This window comes from Saccharopolyspora oryzae (assembly GCF_027853915.1).
Taxonomy (GTDB): domain Bacteria; phylum Actinomycetota; class Actinomycetes; order Mycobacteriales; family Pseudonocardiaceae; genus Saccharopolyspora; species Saccharopolyspora oryzae.
Map to the genome: position 1 here is coordinate 136200 of NZ_JAQGLA010000008.1, position 18242 is coordinate 154441.

19 protein-coding genes and 1 riboswitch are annotated in these 18242 nt (G+C 69.4%); of the genes, 8 read left to right on the forward strand and 11 right to left on the reverse strand.

The genetic code is table 11. From position 1 onward, the window contains the following. Positions 1–95: 95 nt before the first annotated feature. The 3 genes from OU415_RS08255 (at position 96) to galE (ending at position 3001) form a co-directional block, all read left to right on the forward strand. Positions 96–791: a metal-dependent transcriptional regulator gene (locus OU415_RS08255; RefSeq protein WP_270947998.1), complete on the forward strand. Its 696-nt coding sequence runs from the start codon at positions 96–98 to the stop codon at positions 789–791. Continuing rightward, complete coding sequence (galK, locus tag OU415_RS08260) at positions 788–1966, forward strand: galactokinase (RefSeq protein ID WP_270947999.1); 1179 nt, start codon at positions 788–790, stop codon at positions 1964–1966. Before OU415_RS08255 ends, galK begins: the two co-directional genes overlap by 4 nt. A gap of 72 nt (positions 1967–2038) precedes the next feature. After that, on the forward strand, positions 2039–3001 hold the full coding sequence (galE, locus tag OU415_RS08265; protein ID WP_270948000.1) for a UDP-glucose 4-epimerase GalE: 963 nt from the start codon (positions 2039–2041) through the stop codon (positions 2999–3001). Between the two features lie 41 nt (positions 3002–3042). Here the strand turns inward: galE and OU415_RS08270 are convergent, their stop codons facing one another. Together OU415_RS08270 and OU415_RS08275 are read right to left on the reverse strand one after the other, a co-directional pair. Next, positions 3043–4158 carry a DUF4192 domain-containing protein gene (locus OU415_RS08270; protein WP_270948001.1) on the reverse strand — a complete coding sequence of 372 codons (1116 nt, stop codon included), beginning with the start codon at positions 4156–4158 and terminating at the stop codon, positions 3043–3045. 246 nt (positions 4159–4404) lie between these two features. Then, positions 4405–6186 carry a Xaa-Pro dipeptidyl-peptidase gene (locus tag OU415_RS08275; protein WP_270948002.1) on the reverse strand — a complete coding sequence of 594 codons (1782 nt, stop codon included), beginning with the start codon at positions 6184–6186 and terminating at the stop codon, positions 4405–4407. Between the two features lie 159 nt (positions 6187–6345). Here OU415_RS08275 and OU415_RS08280 point away from each other — a divergent pair, with 159 nt between their 5' ends. Beyond that, positions 6346–6645: a hypothetical protein gene (locus tag OU415_RS08280; protein ID WP_270948003.1), complete on the forward strand. Its 300-nt coding sequence runs from the start codon at positions 6346–6348 to the stop codon at positions 6643–6645. On the opposite strand, the gene OU415_RS08285 is transcribed toward OU415_RS08280, so the two are convergent. The 6 genes from OU415_RS08285 to OU415_RS08310 all read right to left on the reverse strand — a co-directional run bounded on the left by OU415_RS08285 (position 6593) and on the right by OU415_RS08310 (position 11292). Next, the gene (locus OU415_RS08285) at positions 6593–7003 is read right to left on the reverse strand and encodes a hypothetical protein (RefSeq protein ID WP_270948004.1); all 411 of its coding nucleotides are present in this window, start codon (positions 7001–7003) and stop codon (positions 6593–6595) included. The two genes, OU415_RS08280 and OU415_RS08285, sit on opposite strands and share 53 nt — an antisense overlap. Continuing rightward, complete coding sequence (locus OU415_RS08290) at positions 7000–7761, reverse strand: SDR family oxidoreductase (protein ID WP_270948005.1); 762 nt, start codon at positions 7759–7761, stop codon at positions 7000–7002. The genes OU415_RS08285 and OU415_RS08290 overlap by 4 nt, the downstream gene beginning before the upstream one ends. Positions 7762–7859: 98 nt before the next feature. Then, complete coding sequence (locus OU415_RS08295) at positions 7860–8990, reverse strand: class I SAM-dependent methyltransferase (RefSeq protein WP_270948006.1); 1131 nt, start codon at positions 8988–8990, stop codon at positions 7860–7862. A 244-nt stretch (positions 8991–9234) separates the two neighbouring features. Next, positions 9235–10428, reverse strand: a complete 1194-nt coding sequence (locus tag OU415_RS08300; RefSeq protein ID WP_270948007.1) for an MFS transporter — start codon at positions 10426–10428, stop codon at positions 9235–9237. 71 nt (positions 10429–10499) lie between these two features. Continuing rightward, positions 10500–11096, reverse strand: a complete 597-nt coding sequence (locus OU415_RS08305; protein ID WP_270948008.1) for a TetR/AcrR family transcriptional regulator — start codon at positions 11094–11096, stop codon at positions 10500–10502. 43 nt (positions 11097–11139) lie between these two features. After that, positions 11140–11292, reverse strand: coding sequence for a hypothetical protein (locus tag OU415_RS08310; RefSeq protein WP_270948009.1), 153 nt, complete (start codon positions 11290–11292; stop codon positions 11140–11142). A 536-nt stretch (positions 11293–11828) separates the two neighbouring features. On the opposite strand from OU415_RS08310, the gene OU415_RS08315 reads away from it, so the two are divergent. From OU415_RS08315 to OU415_RS08325, 3 genes are all read left to right on the forward strand, one after another. Further along, on the forward strand, positions 11829–12236 hold the full coding sequence (locus OU415_RS08315; RefSeq protein ID WP_270948010.1) for a hypothetical protein: 408 nt from the start codon (positions 11829–11831) through the stop codon (positions 12234–12236). Beyond that, the gene (locus OU415_RS08320) at positions 12233–13156 is read left to right on the forward strand and encodes an NAD-dependent epimerase/dehydratase family protein (protein ID WP_270948011.1); all 924 of its coding nucleotides are present in this window, start codon (positions 12233–12235) and stop codon (positions 13154–13156) included. Before OU415_RS08315 ends, OU415_RS08320 begins: the two co-directional genes overlap by 4 nt. Before the next feature lie 168 nt (positions 13157–13324). Beyond that, positions 13325–14605 (forward strand): aminotransferase class I/II-fold pyridoxal phosphate-dependent enzyme, encoded by a 1281-nt coding sequence (locus OU415_RS08325; RefSeq protein ID WP_270948012.1) that lies wholly within the window; start codon positions 13325–13327, stop codon positions 14603–14605. A 39-nt stretch (positions 14606–14644) separates the two neighbouring features. Here the strand turns inward: OU415_RS08325 and OU415_RS08330 are convergent, their stop codons facing one another. The 3 genes from OU415_RS08330 to OU415_RS08340 form a co-directional block, all read right to left on the reverse strand. Beyond that, on the reverse strand, positions 14645–15223 hold the full coding sequence (locus OU415_RS08330; RefSeq protein ID WP_270948013.1) for a hypothetical protein: 579 nt from the start codon (positions 15221–15223) through the stop codon (positions 14645–14647). 70 nt (positions 15224–15293) lie between these two features. Then, positions 15294–16154 (reverse strand): bifunctional 5,10-methylenetetrahydrofolate dehydrogenase/5,10-methenyltetrahydrofolate cyclohydrolase, encoded by an 861-nt coding sequence (locus OU415_RS08335; RefSeq protein ID WP_270948014.1) that lies wholly within the window; start codon positions 16152–16154, stop codon positions 15294–15296. 25 nt (positions 16155–16179) lie between these two features. Beyond that, positions 16180–16272, reverse strand: a riboswitch (ZMP/ZTP riboswitch). A gap of 85 nt (positions 16273–16357) precedes the next feature. Next, positions 16358–16963 (reverse strand): TetR/AcrR family transcriptional regulator, encoded by a 606-nt coding sequence (locus OU415_RS08340; protein WP_270948015.1) that lies wholly within the window; start codon positions 16961–16963, stop codon positions 16358–16360. A 146-nt stretch (positions 16964–17109) separates the two neighbouring features. Here OU415_RS08340 and OU415_RS08345 point away from each other — a divergent pair, with 146 nt between their 5' ends. Continuing rightward, the gene (locus OU415_RS08345) at positions 17110–18024 is read left to right on the forward strand and encodes an oxidoreductase (RefSeq protein WP_270948038.1); all 915 of its coding nucleotides are present in this window, start codon (positions 17110–17112) and stop codon (positions 18022–18024) included. Positions 18025–18242: the final 218 nt, after the last annotated feature.

An 18242-nucleotide genomic window follows, 5' to 3' on the forward strand; every position in this document is an offset into this window, starting at 1 on the left:
GGTCGGTCGAAAATCCTGGCAGTCAACTCCCCGACCGCTGACTGCTGTCGCCCGGGGCGACTAGCATCGTGGTTGGGACTGAATGGGGAGCCGACGTGAACGATCTCATCGATACCACTGAGATGTACCTGCGCACCATCTACGACCTCGAAGAAGAGGGCGTTGTTCCACTCCGGGCACGGATCGCCGAGCGGTTGGAGCAGAGCGGCCCCACGGTGAGCCAGACGGTGGCCCGCATGGAGCGCGACGGGCTGCTGACCGTTGCCGAAGACCGGCACCTCGAGCTCACCAAGACCGGCCGCGCGCGCGCCGTCAGCGTGATGCGCAAGCACCGCCTCGCCGAGCGGCTCCTCGTCGACGTGATCGGTCTCGAGTGGGAGCACGTGCACAACGAAGCGTGCCGCTGGGAGCACGTGATGAGCGAGGCCGTCGAGCGCAAGCTCGTCAAGCTGCTCGGCCGTCCCACCACGTCCCCCTACGGCAACCCGATCCCCGGCCTCGACGAGCTCGGCGTGGACGACACCGAGACCTCGGCCGAAGGTGACCTGCAGCGGGTCGACGAGATCGCCCGCAACGGCGGTGGGCGGGCGGTCATCCGCCGCATCGCCGAGCACGTCCAGCTCGACCCCGACCTGATGACCGAGTTGAAGGACGTCGGCGTCGTGCCGGGCAACGAGGTCGAGATCATGTCGGTCATCGGGCCGAACAAGCCGATCGAGGTGCGGGGCGACAACGGCACCACCGAGCTGACCACCGGCATCGCGCACGCGGTCATGGTGCACGCCAAGTGACCTCGGCCGAGCGCGCGGCGGCAGCGTTCGCCGAAGAGCACGGCGGTGCCGCCGACGCGGTCTGGTCCGCCCCAGGCCGGGTGAACCTCATCGGGGAGCACACCGACTACAACGACGGGTTCGTGCTCCCCTTCGCCCTGCCGCACCGCACCGCGGTCGCGATCCGGCCCCGCACCGACGGGCTCCTGTCGACGGCGACCTACGGCAGCGACGGACGACTCCACCGCAGTCCCGAGACCAGCATCGACGAGCTGCGACCGGGCTCGCCCACCGGCTGGGCCGCTTACCCCGCCGGGGTCGCCTGGGCGCTGCGCGAAGCCGGTTTCGCCCTCGGCGGGGCCGACCTGGTGATCGCCGGTGACGTGCCGACCGGTGCCGGTCTGTCCTCTTCGCACGCGCTGGAGTGCGCGACGGCGCTGGCGCTGCTCGACACCGCGCACGCCGCGCCGGGGCAGCCGGGCGCGCCGAGCCTCGGGGAGATCGCGCGCCTGGTGCAGCGGGCCGAGAACGACTTCGCCGGGGCGCCGACGGGCCTGCTCGACCAGACCGCTTCGCTGGCCTGCACGGAGGCGCACGCGCTGTTCTTCGACGTGCGCTCCGGCGACGCCGAGCAGATCCCGTTCGACCCGCTCAGCGCAGGCCTGGAGCTGCTCGTCATCGACACCCGCGTGAAGCATTCGCACAGCGAATCCGGTTACGGGGAACGCCGTCGGGGTTGCGAGCGCGCAGCGGAGCTGCTCGGGCGCAAGGCCCTGCGCGACGTGACCGCGGCAGAGCTGCCGACGGTGCTGCCGCAGCTTCCGGAGGAACTCCGGCCACTGGTGCGGCACGTCGTCACCGAGAACGACCGGGTGCTGGCCACAGTGGACGAACTCCGCGCCGGGCGGTACGCCGAGATCGGGCCGCTGCTCAACGGCTCGCACGTCAGCCTGCGCGACGACTACCGGATCTCCTGCCCCGAGCTGGATCTCGCGGTCGACACCGCCTTGGCCACCGGCGCGCTGGGCTCCCGGATGATCGGCGGTGGTTTCGGCGGTTCCGCGATCGCCCTCGTGCCCGTCGCCGACCGGCCGCGGATCGAGCAGGCCGTACTGGACGCCTTCGCGCAGGCGCACCTGACCGAACCCCGGCTGTTCACAGCGGTACCCTCCGCCGGTGCGGGGCGGGACCGGTGACCACCGGGCGACCGCTGCCGCTCGCCGGTCCACGGCGGCCGAACTAGAACTCGCACGGAAGGCAGTACCGAGTTGAAGCTCCTCGTCACAGGCGGCGCCGGCTACGTCGGAAGCGTGTGCGCCGCACGCCTGGTGGAGTCCGGTCACGAGGTCGTCGTGGTCGACGACCTGTCCACCGGGCACGCCGACGCGGTCCCGGACGGCTGCAAGTTCGTCGAGGCCGACATCGCCGCGGCGGCGGGCGAGCTGCTCGCGGAGCCGTTCGACGGTGTGCTGCACTTCGCGGCCAAGTCGCTGGTCGGCGAATCCATGCAGGACCCGCAGAAGTACTGGCAGGGCAACGTGGTCACCTCGCTGCGGCTGCTGGACGCGATGCGCGAGCACGGCACGCCCCGGCTGGTGTTCTCCTCCACCGCGGCGACCTACGGGGAACCGGAGGTCTCGCCGATCACGGAGGACACGGCGACGCGGCCGACCAACACCTACGGCGCGACGAAGCTGGCCATCGACCACGCGATCACCTCCTACGCCAACGCCCACGGCATCGGCGCGGTCAGCCTGCGGTACTTCAACGTGGCCGGCGCGCACGGCGCGTTCGGCGAGCGGCACACGGTCGAGACGCACCTCATCCCGATCGTGCTGCAGGTCGCACTCGGCCAGCGGGAGCAGGTGCAGATGTTCGGCGAGGACTGGCCCACCGCCGACGGCACCTGCGTCCGCGACTACATCCACGTCACGGACCTGGCCGACGCCCACCTGCTGGCGCTGGAGAACGCCGTCGCCGGCGAGCACCGGATCTACAACCTGGGCAACGGCACCGGCTTCTCGGTCAAGCAGGTCATCGACACCTGCCGCCGGGTGACCGGTCACCCGATCCCCGCCGAGGTGGCGCCCCGACGCGCCGGTGACCCGGCGACGCTGGTGGCGTCGAGCCAGCGCGCGCGGGACGAGCTGGGTTGGCAGCCGCAGCGGGCCGACCTCGACGTCATCGTGCGCGACGCCTGGGAGTTCACCCAGCAGCGACAGCAGGCCTGACCAGCGGTTCCCGGACCGTCGGGTGTTCACGTTGTCCTGCATCACCAAGCTCCGTCCTCTTCGAGCATGATCCGGGCGTCTTCAGCGGCGTCTCTGGCGATGACGGCCAGTTCGGTGGGCGGCAAGCCGGCTTCCATGGCCTGCCGCAGCAGGGCGCCCAGCTGGTGGTCCGGCTCGACCCGCTCGATCCGTTCCAGCGCGACCCCGGCGAGCGCCCCCTCGCCGCGCAAGTAGGCGGAGAACGCCAGCAGCGCGGCGACTTCGGGCAGTTCCGGGTCCGGGGCGTTGCGGACCAGGGCGAGCCAGAGCTCTTCGGCCGCCTTGGCCGTGTCGCCCAGCGCGGTGCCCAGGGCGATGTCGCGGACTCGGGTGTCGGACACCGCTAGCAGCACTCGCAGCTTGTCGTCCTCGGTCAGCGCGGAACCGCTGGCCGCCCGCTGAATCGCCGCGTGCACGAGCTGCACGTCTCGCGACACCCTGGCCGGATCGTGGTCCTCGATGCGTTCCTCGGCCAGCGCGTCGAGCTTCGCCGACCAGCGCGTGACGGCCTGGGCCGACTCGGGGGCCACCAGTGCGCGGAGTTCGTCTCGGCTGCCGAAGGTCACCGATCCCGCTGCGGCCATCGCCGCCGCGACCGGCGAGGACTTCGGGTCGGGGATCTCGCCGAAGCACTCCGGATCGGAGTAGCAGCGCCAGCTCGCACCGGCCTGGATCTGCGGCGCCCACATGGCGTGCGCGGTCACGATTCCGGCCCGGTGGAAGGAATCCCGGATCACGTCGACCAGGTCCGCGAGCGGCGGGCCGGTATCGATCTCGTCCGCACCGGTCCCGTTGAGCAGTGGTCGCCGGCAGGCGCCGGCGCAGTTGTCGTCGCATGCGTCCGCACTGGGTTCCTCCCCTATGACGACGAGGATGACGGCTTCCGCCCGCTGCCGTCCCAGCGGTCCGGACAGCAGGTATTCGCCGAAGCCGCACATCCGCATCGAGCACGGCAGGTCCGTGCGCACTGTGACGCCGAACCTCGGGGTGAACCCCAGGTCGTGCAGCGTCAGCACCACGAGCGAGTTGGTCGGGTGGAAGCCGAGCATGTGCGGCACCGCGGCCAGCACGTCGTCGGGTTCGGACAGGGAAACGGTGGTGTTCAGTCGCGTTGTCATGCCACCACGATCACCGTCGAAACCCGTTGCGGAAAGGGGTTTTTCGAAATCTGTGGATCAATCGGTCCGGTGTGGACAATTGTCGAGCAAGACCTCAAAAAGTCCACTATGGAATGACATTCGGCAGGGTGAAGCGGATCGCTTGATCGGCGAATGCGCTCCGAAACCGGCACAACAACACGAAGTTCTATCAAAAACGGGCGGCCGGAGCCGAAGCTCCGACCGCCCGTTGAAACCCGCGGACCGCTACCTGACGGACCCGACCACAGGCAACGTGATCGACGTCCGGGACAGGTCCAGCGCCAGCCCCGCGCCCGGCTTCGGACGCAACGTGAAGTCGTGATCGCTGGACAGCACCACCACACCGATGCGGTGCCCAGGCGCGAACACGTAGTCGTCCGGCTGCATGGCCACCTCGATCTGGTAGGTCTGCCCGGGCTTGATCGGGGAGGTCATGTCGATCTTCTGCCGGTTCTGCGGGTCGGCCCACCCCCGGGTCACCACCGACACCGAGCCGTCCGGCGCCTGGTCCACCAGCAGCGCGGTCACGTTCGCGGCAGGCCGGTCGAAGGACAGGGCGAGGTCCGCCCGCACCGTTCCGCTGACCCTGACCTGCTCCGCGAGCGGTTCGCCGAAGTAGGCCAGCCGGTTCGGCGAACCCGGCGCGGCCGCGAGGTCCTCGGCAGTCCGGGTGGCGTCGTCGCGCAGCGACTCAACGGCCCGGTCGGACTTCTTCTCCGCAGTCAGCCCACCCCGCTCAGGACCGCCGGGAGCCAGTCGCAGGACCACGTCCTCGGCCTGCGGCGACGGCCATTCCGGCTCCTGGACCCAGCTGCCGTCCTCGCGCTGAACGGTGGCGCGCGGCTCGCCCTCGACCCCGTTGGGCACCTGGTACAGGTAGCGGGTGAACCAGCGGTTCAGCTCGCGCAGCCACTCCTCCTTGCGGAGCCGGATCGGATCGGTGTGCCCGGACTGGTGCCACCAGATCTTGTGCGGAACGTCGCGCTCGCGCAGGGCCTCGTACCACTGGGCCGCCTGCCTGGTCTTGACGTTCCAGTCGTTGAGCCCGTGCACGGAAAGCACTGCGGCCCGGACGTTCCCGACGTCGTTGAGGTAGTTGCGCTCGTCCCAGAACGGGCTGTAGTCGCCGGTGATCCGGTCCTGGTCCGCCCGCAGCTGGTCGAGCACCGCGCGGCACGGTTCGCGGTCGGCCCGGGTGTGCACGTACTCGGCGAGCACATCGGCGTCTTCGCCCTGGTAACCGCCGGGCGCGACGACCGCTCCGTCGCTGCGGTAGTAGTCGTACCAGTTCGAGATCGCGCCGATCGGCACGATCGCTTCCAGCCCGTCGACGCCAGTGCTGGCCACCGCGTTGGGCAGCGTGCCGTTGTAGGACACGCCCATCATCCCGACCTTGCCGGTCGCCCAGCCGGCAGCCGCGGGCGCGCCGTCGGCGCTGTGCCCGGGCGCTCGCGAGTTGAGCCAGTCGACGACCGATTTCGCGCCGATGGTCTCGTTCTCGGCTCCGGTGGTCGGGCATCCGGTGGACTCCCCGGTGCCCAGGGATTCCGCGTACACCACGGCGAAACCCCTGGACAGCAAGTACTCCTCGTAGTCCCACTTGATGTCGGCGGCCACCGCCATCCGCTCGTCGGCCGCGGAAGTGCGCAGCGACCGGTTGCCGGGCGCCTCGGGCACGTAGAGCTCGGTGTCGACGTTGTGGTTCGGGACGTCGTTGCCACCGGAGAAGTAGGGGCTGGCCTGGTAGACGACCGGAACGCGCAAGCCCTGGTCGGTCTCCTTCGGGCGCACCACCTGGACGTGCACCCGGTCGTCCTGCCCGTCGCGATCGCTGTCCACGGGCGCGGTCACGAACAGGTCCTCGCGCACCGCCTGCGCCGGGTCGAACACCGGCTGCGCCTCGCCGTCCTGGAACACCGGGCCCTGCGGCGGTTGCGCCACCGCGGGCGGCCCGCTCAGCGGTAGGACGCACAACGCAGCCAGCAAACCCATCCGAACGCGCCGCATGCAGGCTCCCCGGGAACGACGAAGGGACATGACACCAGGACATTTCTTAGCTCGAAATGCCCGGTCAAGCACGTTCCAGGCGGGTTTGCGCCAAATTTCCCCCCTCCCGTCCCGGTAGAGTCGCGGGGGCTAGTCCGCAGCCAGCTGCAAGGAGTGCGCATGTCCATCCCGTCCAGCCTGCTCACCTCGGCCGGTTTGATCGGCGGTTTCGCGGTCGCCCGCGCCACCAAGCACCGGCACTGGGGCGGAGTTGTCGCGGCCGGCGCCGGGCTCGCCGCGATGGAGACCTGCCGCCGCCGGACCGGTGTCGTCCCGGCTCTCGCGCTGGGCGCCACCTACACCGCAGCGCTGACCGGCTCGCACCCGCTGGCCAAGAAGATCGGGGCCTGGCCGTCGGTCTTCTCCGTCACCGGCGCGACTGCTGTCGCCGCTCACCTGCTGGCGAAGCACCGCGGGTAAGCACGAGCAGCACCACCGGAATCGCGACGATCGCGGCCAGGCCCACCACCAGCAGCGGGCCCGCCGGGTGCGCGGTGTGGAAGACCAGGTGCGGCACGACCCAGACGAGGTTCGAGACCAGCGCGACGAGGACCAAGGTCCGGTCGAGGAGCACCGCGGCTGCGCCGAGCACCACTGCCATGGCCAGGTTCATCGCCCCGAAGTCGCGGAACAGGTGCTCGTTGAACGGCGGGTAGTCGCTGACGGTCGGCACGTCGTCGTAGAACGACTGCGGGAAGAACAACGTCCAGATGCCCGTTGCGACGTGCACGAAGGTCAGGACGAACAGACCCGCGCGGAGCCAGCTGCGCATCGTCACCGCGCTTCTCCGGCGAGGAAATCGCTGAAGGTCACGCGGCCGACCGCGTGCTCCGGGGCCAGGTGTCCACCCCGGCGATAACCGGCGAAAGCTGCGCCCGGCACGCGGATCGGCAGCACGAGGCGACGGCGTCCGGTCGCGGCCAGGTACTCGCGGGCGAGGTCGCGGTGGCTGCGGATCTCCGGCCCGCCCATGTCCGGGACGCGTCCCGCCGGAGCACTCACCGCGAGCTCGGCCAGGCGCGCCGCGACCTCATGGACGTCGATCGGCTGGAAGTCCACCCCCGCGAGTGCGGCGATCACGGGTGACCGGCGTTGCACCGAGGTCATCCGGGCCACCAGGTCGTGGAACTGGGTGGTTCGCAGGATCGTCCACGGCAGTCCCGAGCTCACCACGCGTTCCTCGGCTTCGAGCTTCGCCCGGTAGTAGGGCAGCGACACCTCGTCGACGCCGACGATCGAGATGTAGACCAGGTGCGGATTACCGCTGCGCCGCGCCGAGTCGATCAGCCGCTGCGTCGCCGCCACGTCCTTGCGCCCCAACGTGGTTGCGCAGTGCACGATGGCGTCGACTCCCGAAGTGGCCGCGTCGATGCCCTCTCCCGTGCGCAGATCCCCGGTCGCCCACTCGTACCCTGCCGCGGCCGGGCGACTCCTGCGGCTGAGAACTCGCAGGTCGTGCCCTGCATCGAGCAACCGCTCCACCACTGCTCTGCCCAGCGTGCCCGTCCCACCCGTCACCAAAATCGGATTCCGCACTCGTCCATCCTTTCCCGAAGACACCACGAGGACGAGCCGAAGCCGCCGAACGTGACATCCGCGGGTGCCGCCACCCGACGGCACCCGCGGATGCCCGGTCAGCCCTCGATCGGCGCGAGCCGCCACAGGGAGATGACCTCGCCGGCGCGAGCGGCGTGGAACGGATCTCCGGGCGCCGCGGCCTTCGGATGGCGGGGCTCGGTGTCCGATCTGGCGACGACGCGGAGCCCGGCCCGGTGAACGGCGTCGAGCAGCTCGGCCCGAGTGCGCAGGCCGAGGCGTTCAGCCAGGTCCGAGAGGATCAGCCACCCCTCCCCTCCTGGCTGCAGGTGGTCGGGCAGCCGGTCGAGGAAGTCCAGCAGCATCCGGCTCTCCGGGCCGTAGACCGCGTGGTCCAGCGACGAATGCGGCTGGGCCGGGAGCCACGGCGGGTTGCACACGACCAGCTGCGCGCGTCCCGGCGGGAAGAGATCGGCCTCCACCGGCTCGATCCGGCCGGTGAGTCCCAACCGCCGCACGTTGTCCTCGGCGCACCGGATCGCGCGTGCCGAGCTGTCCGTGGCCACCACCCGTGCCACGCCGCGGCGCACGAGAAGCGCTGCCAGCACGCCGGTTCCGGTACCGATGTCGAATGCGGTCCGGACCGGCGGCAGCGGAGCATCCGCGACCAGGTCGACGTACTCGTTCCTCGTCGGGGCGAACACCCCGTAGTGCGGGTGGATGTGCGCCCCGAGCGCCGGCACTGCGACGCCCTTCCGCCGCCATTCCCCCGCACTGATGACGCCGAGCAACTCCCGCAACGGGACGACGTACGGCGCGTCGACCTCGCCGTACACGTCGCGGCAAGCAGGACCGACGTCTGGTGCGCGACGCAGCTCCAGCGCGTGGTCGCTCTCGATGCGGACCATGACGAGCGACAGCGCCCGTGCTCTTCGCGACTGCTCCTGCCGGTGGTGCAAGAACGCTTCGGCAGCGGACGAGGTGCGCTTCTGCGGCCGCTGGAGACGGCGGGAGAGCGCGCTGAGGAGTTGGCGGGCCTGGTGGAAATCGCCCTGCCACAGCAACCCGGTCCCCCGGGATACCAGCCGGTATGCCCGGTTCGCGGACATCCGGTCATCGGCGTGGACGAATCGGACCGGTGGTTCTGCGCCGTTCGCCGAGAACCAGCGCAGTGCGTTTCCGGGCATGACCTGCTGCGCGCAGGCAGCATCGCCTTCTGGGAGGTGCATGGATGAACCGCTCCTGCTGATGCGGTCGGATGCAGCTCAGCAGCGAATTGCGCGCTTGAGCTGCACGAAGTGGGAGGTGGACGCTCAGATCCCCAGCCGGGCCCGCACGCCTCGGCCGGTGGGGCGAGATCCGGAACTAACCGACCACAGCAGCATGAACAGGAGCCGTCATGCCGTGGAGACTAACGCACCTGCCCGGCTGCGCCGTGCCGAGCAGGAACCCGGCACGGCGCAGCGAGTGCTTCTAGACCGTCGCCGCGGACCGCTGGTCGGCGGGCTGACCAGCCCTGGTGTCCGCAGCTGCGCGGCGGCGCAGCAGGTCCGGGAGCAGCGTCAGGATTCCGATCAGCGCCAGGGCGACGCCCAACCAGAGCGGGGCCCGCAGGCCGAACTGATCGATGGCCGTTCCTCCGGCCCAGGATCCGATCATCACGCCGAAGGTGATGAACGAGGAGTGCACGGTGTTGACCAGCGGCCGCGCGTTGGCGGTGCGCTGGACGCGCGTGATCATCGCCGGGTTCATCGTCACTCCGACCAGCCCGATGCCCAGCATGAACACCACCGCGGCAACGCTGACGTGCGCCAGCAGTGCGAATCCGGTCAGGAAACCCGCGTTGAGCACCAGACCCACGAGCAGCACGGTTGTCGTGTACCGGTCGGCGAGCCGTCCGACGACGGTGTTCCCGATGACCGTCGCGGCGCCGTAGGCGACGAGCAGCAGCGGGACGGTTCCGGTGCTGAAGCCGCTCAGCTCGGTGAGGATCGGGTTGAAGTAGCTGAACGCCGAGAACGTCGCGCCGATGATGAGGGTGCTGGTGAGCAGCACCAACCACAGCTTCGGGCGGCGGAAAGCACCCAGCTCCTGCCGGAAGTTCCCCTCTTCCGCAGCTCCGGAGATACCCGGGATCCCGGCCACGGTGGCCAGCGCCGCAACCACTGCCAACGCCGAAATGGCCCAGAACGCCGCGCGCCAGCCCAGACTCTCACCGACCAATGTGGACAGCGGCATGCCGAGCAGGGTGCCCAGCATCAGTCCGTTCATCACCACCGCGATGGCGCGGCCGCGCACCTCCGGCCGGGTCAGCTGCGCGCACAGCGACAGCGCGATGCCGAAGAACGCCTGCGACGCCACGCCGGTGATGATGCGGGCGACCAGCATCACCCCGTAGCCGGCGGCGGTGGCCGCCAGCAGGTTGCCGACGAGGAAGATCCCGAACAGGCCCAGCAGCGCCGCTTTCGGCCGGATCTTCATCAGCGCGACGGAGAGGAACGGCCCGCCCAGGGCCATCGCGGCGGCGAAGGCGGTGATCAGGTAGCCGATCTGCGGGATGGTGGCGTCGAGTCCGACGGCCATCTGCGGCATCAGTCCGGCGACCACGAACTCGCTGGTCACCATGGCGAATATGCCCAGAGCGAGGATGTAGACCGCGCGTGGCATGGCTCTCCCTTTTTGGATAGATCAGTACAAAATTTGAGCAGAGTTCGGCGCGCGCCGACTCGGCGCCGGTTTCAGCTGGTCAGAGCATCCATCGCCGTCTCAGCGATGGATTCCAGAACGGCCCGGTCAGCCCCCGCCTGGCCGGACACCCGCATCCCGCCGATCACCGCGTTGACGAACCTGGCGAGCGCATCCGCATCGCGCGCGGACGTGATGCTGCCGCCGCGCTGACCGGATTCGATCACCATCCGCAACGCGTCCAGGCGACGCTCGCCGTCCCGGTCCAGCACCCGCGCGGCCTCCTCGTCCCGGCCGGCGAGCTCGACGACGGAATTGACCGTCAAACAACCGAAACTGCGCCCGCCCCGGCGGTTCTCCAGCTCGGCTTCGACGATCTCCGCGAACAGCGCCCGAATCCGCTCCAGCTCGGAGCTCTCGGGGTCGTCCAGGATCGCCAGCTGCTTCGTCGTCATGGCGTCGATGTAGCGGACGAGCGAGCGCATGAACAGGTCGTGCTTGCTGGTGAAGGTGTTGTAGATGCTGCTGCGACCGAGGCCGGTCGCCTCGCACAGGTCCTGGGTCGACGTCGCTTCGTAACCGTTCGCCCAGAAGGTCCGCATCGCGGCTTCGAGCGCACGGTCCTCGTCGAACAACCTCGGTCGCGCCATGCGAAGACCGTAACAGGTTATGAACTGATCTGTCCAATACTGCTCAGCGAGCGTCCTCCAGCGGAACACGAGCGACCCGGGAGAGCAAGTAGCGCAGGGCCACCAGGTGGATCGGGACGACGCACGGCCAGATGATCCGACCCGCCGCCCCGCAGTGCTCGACGAACGTCGCGAAGTCGAAGAACTCCGACCTCACGCGAAGCACCAAGTTCGCCCGCAAACCGAACTTCGAACGCAATTCGAGGCGAATCCAGTCGGATCCCACCTCACCGATCCGCCAACCGAACACGTGCGCCGGAGATGACGACGCCGGGCCGAGCTCCGCGCCGAGCATCCACCATCCTGCGCGCAGGAAGGCCCGAGCAGGCCCAGGCGCGGACTCGAGCATCGTCCGCGCCCACCGCTCAGCGCCACCATCGTCCTCGCCGATGTGAACGCTGAACGCATCCTCGTAACCAACCTCGCGCAGCGAACTGCACGACCGAACATCGTCGGGTACCGCAACTTCTCGCACACCCGGACGCCGCAGATCACTCGCCACCGCAACTCACCCCGCTGAGGTTCGCCTCGAGCTACTGGACAACGGTCGACCAATGCGCAGCGTACGACCACCGCGCTGGACGCGTGTTCGCGCGAGCGATCTGGGCGGAACGGTGCAACCTCGAGACCGCCCGCTCCTGTCACGTTCCGGCGGCCCATCTCGTCCACCCTGCGACGAGAAGGAGGACCTCGATGACAACGCGCGCACAGCGCCCGCGGAACGCCTTCACCACGACCGCGACCATCATCGGCGCAGCCATGATGCTCGTGATCGGCGCTTGGTGCCGGCTCGATCCGACGGGCTTCGCCGAGTGGGCGAACTGGCCGAACCACGAGCACTTCCTGCACGACGCAGGGGTGTTCCAGATCGGCATCGGGCTGATGATGCTCACCGCCCTGACCTGGCGCGATGCCCTGGCCGTCGTGCTCACCGGCTTCGCGGTCGTCAACCTGCTCCACGGGATCAACCACGCAGTCGACGCCGGCGGCGGCCGCCCGTCCGATTCGTGGATCCTGTTCGGCACGGCCGCGGTGGGGGCCGCTGCGCTCCTGACCCGGATCCGCACGATCCGCCACTCCGGACTGGAGGTCGGCCGATGAAGATCGTGCTGGCAGGAGCGACCGGAACGATCAGCTCCGCACTGGTCCCGCAGCTGCTCGCAGCAGGCCACGAAGTCGTCGGTCTCACCCGGAGTTCCGACGGGGCGCAGCGACTCCGAACCGCCGGAGTCGTGCCCGTGCTCGCCGACGTGATGAACGCCGAGGCACTCCTGACCGCACTCGACGGGCAAACCGCGGACGCGATGATCCACCAGGCCACCGCCATCACACGCACCCCCGCGCGCCATCGCGACCTGCACCCCACAGATGCCCTGCGCGATGCGGGCACCCGAAACCTGCTGCGCGCCGCAGCGCAGCTCGGGGCCCGCAGGTTCGTCACCCAGTCGTTCTTCCTCGGCTACGGGTGGCGCGACCACGGCCAGCAGCGCCTCACCGAAGAGCACCCGTTCGCCGAGACGGGACACGGCGCTTTCGACCACCACCTGCGATCGCTGCGGTCCAATGAGGACCAGGTGCTCAGAACTCCGGGGGTCGAAGGCATCGCCCTGCGCTACGGCCTGTTCTACGGGCCGGAGCCCGCGACGCGGAAGATGCTGGCACTGGCGCGGAAACGACTGCTCCCCGTGCCACGCCCAGCAGCGACGCTGCACCCGATCCACATCGCCGACGCCGCCTCCGCCACGGTCGCCGCCCTCGAGCGCGGACGAGCCGGTCAGGCGTACAACATCGTCGACGACCAACCCGTCGACATGGGCGACTTCCTGAGCGCGGTGGCCGAGACCGCGGGAGCACCGGCCCCGCTGCGCGTCCCGGGATGGCTGCTGCGGACCGCGCCCTACCTGCACGCCCTGCTGGTCGGCACCCGGATCCGGCTCGACAACGGCAAGGCCAAACGCGAACTGGACTGGACCCCGCAGTACCCGACCTACCGCGAAGGCCTGCCCTCAGCGCTGCCGTGACGGCTGTGGCCAGGAACACGATCCACCGGATCGGTTGGCAGCGCGAGGATTCCGCCGCCGCGCCGGGCGGTCGGCACGCACCGCGCCCCGGTGCCGTCGAAGTGGCTGCGAGCAGGTCATTAGGGTGTACAGGTGGCCTGATCCACGATTCACGGCGAAGGGACTCCGGTGAACGCTCCAGCATCGACCGTCGAAGAGCTGACCGCCCAGCGCGACCGCGCCAGCCAGGACCACGCGGCCCTGGTCGCGCGCGGCCTGAAGCTGGACCTCACCCGGGGCAAGCCGTCGCCGCGCCAGCTCGACCTCTCCAACGACCTGGCGACCGTCCAGGACCCGCTGACCTCCGCCAACGGCACCGACCTGCGCAACTACGGCGGGCTGCAGGGCCTGCCCGAACTGCGGTCGATCTTCAGCGACGACCTGCAGGTGCCGGTCGAGCAGCTGCTGGCGGCCGGCAACTCCAGCCTCGAGCTGATGCACGACGCGCTGGTCTTCGCGCAGCTCGGCACCCTCCCGGGCGGCCAGCGCCGCTGGGTCGAGGAGCCCGAGATCGCGTTCCTGTGCCCGGTCCCCGGCTACGACCGGCACTTCGCGCTGTGCGAGCGGTTCGGCATCAAGATGATCCAGGTCCCGATGACCGCCGACGGCCCGGACATGGACGTCGTCGAGCGCCTCGTCGCCGAGGACCCGAAGATCAAGGGCATCTGGTGCGTGCCCAAGTACAGCAACCCGGACGGCACCGTCTACTCCGACGAGACCGTGCGCCGGTTGGCCGCTATGCCCACCGCCGCCCCGGACTTCCGGATCTTCTGGGACAACGCCTACGCGGTGCACCACCTCACCGACGAGGCCGTCGAGATCGCCGACGTGCTCGCGCTGTGCGCCGAGAACGGCAACCCGGACCGGGCCTTCATCTTCGGCTCCACCTCGAAGATCACCTTCGCCGGTGGCGGCGTCGCCTTCTTCGGCTCCTCCCCCGCCAACATCGAGTGGTGGCTGGCCTGCACCGCCAAGCGCAGCATCGGCCCGGACAAGATCAACCAGCTGCGCCACGTCCGCTTCCTCCGCGACGCCGAGGGCCTGCGCGAGCACATGCGGCAGCACGCGGCGCTGATCCGCCCCAAGTTCGACGCGGTCGACAAGATCCTGACCGCCGAGCTGGGCGACACCGGCCTGGCCTCGTGGACCAAGCCGGCCGGCGGTTACTTCATCAGCCTGCAGGTTCCCGAGGGCTGCGCCCGCGCGGTGGTCGCGAAGGCCAAGGAGGCGGGCATCGCCCTCACCCCGGCCGGTGCGACCCACCCCTACGGCGACGACCCGACCGACAGCGTGATCCGAATCGCGCCGACCTTCCCCGACCAGGCGGAACTCGAAGAGGCCATCGCGGGCCTGGCGACCTGCGTCCGCCTCGTCGGCACCGAAAAGCTCCTCGCCGACCACAAGAACTGACGCCGCGGGTGGGGGTCGCGAGTGCGGCCCCCACCCAGGTCAACCGCCGGCTGCGACCAGTCTCGCCGCGACCCACCGGAAGACCTTCGGGTCGCCGAGCCCGGACTCCGTGAGCCAGTCAGCCGCCTGACGCGCCTGCTGCTCGTCCTGGATCAGCCCCCACTGCCCGGGACGTACACCGGTCGCCCGTCCGACGTCGCGGACCAGACCTCCGAGGCAGGTCCAGGTGTGCCAGAGCCCGCAGTCGTAGCCGACCAGCTCGAAGCCGAGCAGTCGTCCTCCTGAGCAGGGCTCTCCCCGCGCCAGGCGTTCCGGCAAGCTGCCCGCTGCTGCGTCCCAGCCGCCGTCCGCGATGTCGGCCGACAGCTCCGGGAGATCAGGTACCGCGAATCCCACCTCGAGCACGTGCAGCTCGCGGCTCTCCTGAGCGCGTGCTCGTTCGGCCGATCGCAGGTCGTCGAACCAGCCGTCCCAACCGTCCGGGTCGGATTCCAGCACGTCCACGACGCAGCTGCTCATCGACACCAGATCAGCGCTCGGGAGTCCGACGTCCTGCCAGTCCTGCCGAGCGGCGCGCGAAGCGACGCGGTAACCCGCCAACGCGTGGTCGATGGCCATGGAACCAGTTTCGCACCGCTCGCGAACGAAAATCCCGATCAGCGCTGTCCGATGTGGAATCAGTTCCGCACTACGCCTCGGCGGGGATCTGCTGCTGGCGGAAGGCCGCGGTCACGGTCTGCTCGAGCAGGACCGCGATCGTCGTGGGACCGACTCCGCCCGGCACCGGGGTGATCAGGCCGGCCCGGGTCGCCGCTGCGTCGAACTCGACATCGCCGACGTTGCCCTCGTTGTAGCCCGCATCGATCACGACCGCACCGGGCTTGATCCACTCGCCGCGGACGAACTCCGGCTTGCCGACCGCAGCGACCACGATGTCCGCGTTCCGCACGTGCGAGGGCAGGTCGGTCGTCTTCGAGTGGCACACCGTCACCGTGGCGTCGCGCGCCAGGAGCAGCATGCTCATCGGCTTGCCCAGGATGGCGCTGCGGCCGATCACCACGGCGTGCTTTCCGCGCGGATCCACGTCGTAGGCGTCGAGCAGGCGCATGATCCCCGCCGGCGTGCACGAGGCGAAACCGTCGAATCCGAACGCCATCGCCGCGAAGGACTGCGAGGTGACGCCGTCGACGTCCTTCTCCGCCGAGATGGCGTCGAACGCTGCGCGCTCGTCGATGTGGGCCGGGACCGGGTGCTGCAGCAGGATGCCGTGCACCGACGGGTCGTTCGACAGCTCGGTGATCGCGCCGACCAGTTCCTCGGTCGTGATCGTGTCCGGCAGCGGCACGTGGCGGGACTCGATGCCGAACTTCGCGCACCGGTTCCGCTTCATCCGCACGTAGGTGACCGAAGCAGGGTCCTCGCCGACCAGCACGGTCGCCAGGCAGGGTTTGGCCCCGGTCCGCTTCTCGAAGTCCGCGGCCTTCTCACCGGTGCGGTTCATGATGTCGCGGGCCACTGCGGTGCCGTCGATCAGACGAGCGTCAGCCATGCGTTGCTCCTCGGGTGTCGTTCTTCCTCATCACCCAGGCGCGCGGCTTCGGACCGGCAGAACCGGCCGGGCCGCTCCCCGGTGGTACTCCACCTGAACGCCAGTCACGACCCCGCACCACGATAGCGGCTCCGGCATCGCCGGCTGTTCAACAGGTGGCGAGCATCGCTCCGCCAAGAGTTCCTGATCTCCCGGAGTTCGGTTCACCCCTTGCGCACCACGCCGCCGCGTGCGGCAGCGAGCGCTAGGGCGGCTGCGTGCTCGGCGGTGGAGTCGTCGACCGGTTCGGCGCTGATCAGCAGCCTGAAGTAGATCGGTGCGGCGAGCGTCTTGAGCAGTTCGCCGGGGTCTGTGTCGGTGGGAAGCTCTCCGCGCTCGACAGCCCGCGCGATCACCGGCTCGGCGCGCCTGAGCCGGTCGCCGAAGATGCGCTTCCTGGCGTCGGCGATCTCCGGCAGGCGCGCCGCATCCGAGAGCATCGCCGCGAGGACTGCCTGCCCGGTCGGGCTCGTCATCGTGTGCACGAGGGAGCGCGCGAGTTCGCGGAGATCGGTGTCGACAGCGCCGGTATCAGGCACCGGGATGTCCGCGGCGACGTGATCGGCGAGTGCGTCCACGACGAGGCTCTCCCGGTCCGCCCACCGGCGGTAGACGGTCGTCTTGTGCACCCCCGCGCGCTGCGCGACGTTGTCCACCGTGAGGGCGGCATAGCCCTTGTCCACCAGTTCTGCGAGCGTGGCCGCGTGGACTGCAGCGCGGACCTTCTCGCCGCGCCCCACCGCTTTGCGCGGCTCGGCATCAGATGTCATTGCAACTCCGTGTTGCGTTAGCTTCCCGCTTCGTGCCAGCATCAGATTATCGCAACTCAAAGTTGCGTTGTTGGATGCTAGGAGATCGAGACGTGACGAAACGCAGGTCCGGACCCGACGAGCGCAGCTCTTGAACCTTCCGCTCCATCCCCGATCAGTCCGGACGCCTGGCCGTGGTCACCGGGGCGAACAGCGGCATCGGCCAGGTGACCGCGCGAGAACTAGCCCGCCGCGGCGCCCACGTCGTGCTGGCCTGCCGCAACGCGGAACGCGGGCGAGCCGCGCTCGAACGCTTGCGAGCTGAGCTTCCGGACGCCCGAGTCGAGCTGCAGCAGGTCGACCTCGCCAGCCTTCAGTCGGTACGCGAGTTCGCCGAGACCTTCCCGCACCACCGAATCGACCTGCTCATCAACAACGCCGGGATCGCCATGGTTCCCCTCGCCCGCACCGCAGACGGTTTCGAGTCGCAGTTCGGCGTCAACCACCTCGGCACGTTCGCCCTCACCGGACGACTGCTCCCCCGGTTGCTCGCCGCACCTGCACCCCGGGTCGTGACCGTCAGCAGCGAAGGCCAGCGCCTCGCGCGATTCGACCTGACCAACCTCAACGCCGAACGCGGATACCGAGCCGCATTCGCCTACGTGCAGTCGAAGCGGGCGAACCTCTACTTCGCCCGAGAACTGCACCGCCGTGCGGCGAAAGCCTTCCCGCACCTGCACAGCCTCGCCGTCGCTCCCGGGCTCACACGCAGCAACGTGCTCACCGGAGGCGCCAACACCGAACGCGGTGCGCTCTACCGGACCGTCATGCCGCTGATCATCCGAGCCGCTTTCCAGCCCACCCCCGGAGGTGCCAGGACGTCCCTGCGCGCCGCGACCGACCCGAACGTGCCCAGCGGAAGCTACCTCGCCCCGTCCGGATTCCTCGAACTGCGCGGCGGTCCCGCACCGCGCAACCAGCACCGGGCCCTGCACGACGTCGAAACCGCGCGCCGGCTGTGGGAGATCTCGGAAGACCTGACCGGAGTCCGATACGACGTCGACAACCTCGTCCACGACTAGAGCCGCCAACACCTGCGGACAACCTCCGCAAATTCCATGGAAATCGGATCTTCGATTTCAATGGAATTTTGATCCGGGTGTCACCCACCAGCACCGGAGAGTGAGGTCGCGGGGTACTGGAAAGGGGAGCCGACCTGAGTGGCCGACTCCCCTTTCAGCAGCACCTTCGCGACTTCGCTTCAGGTGCTCGGTTTTCTGTTAGATGCGGTAGATCCCGA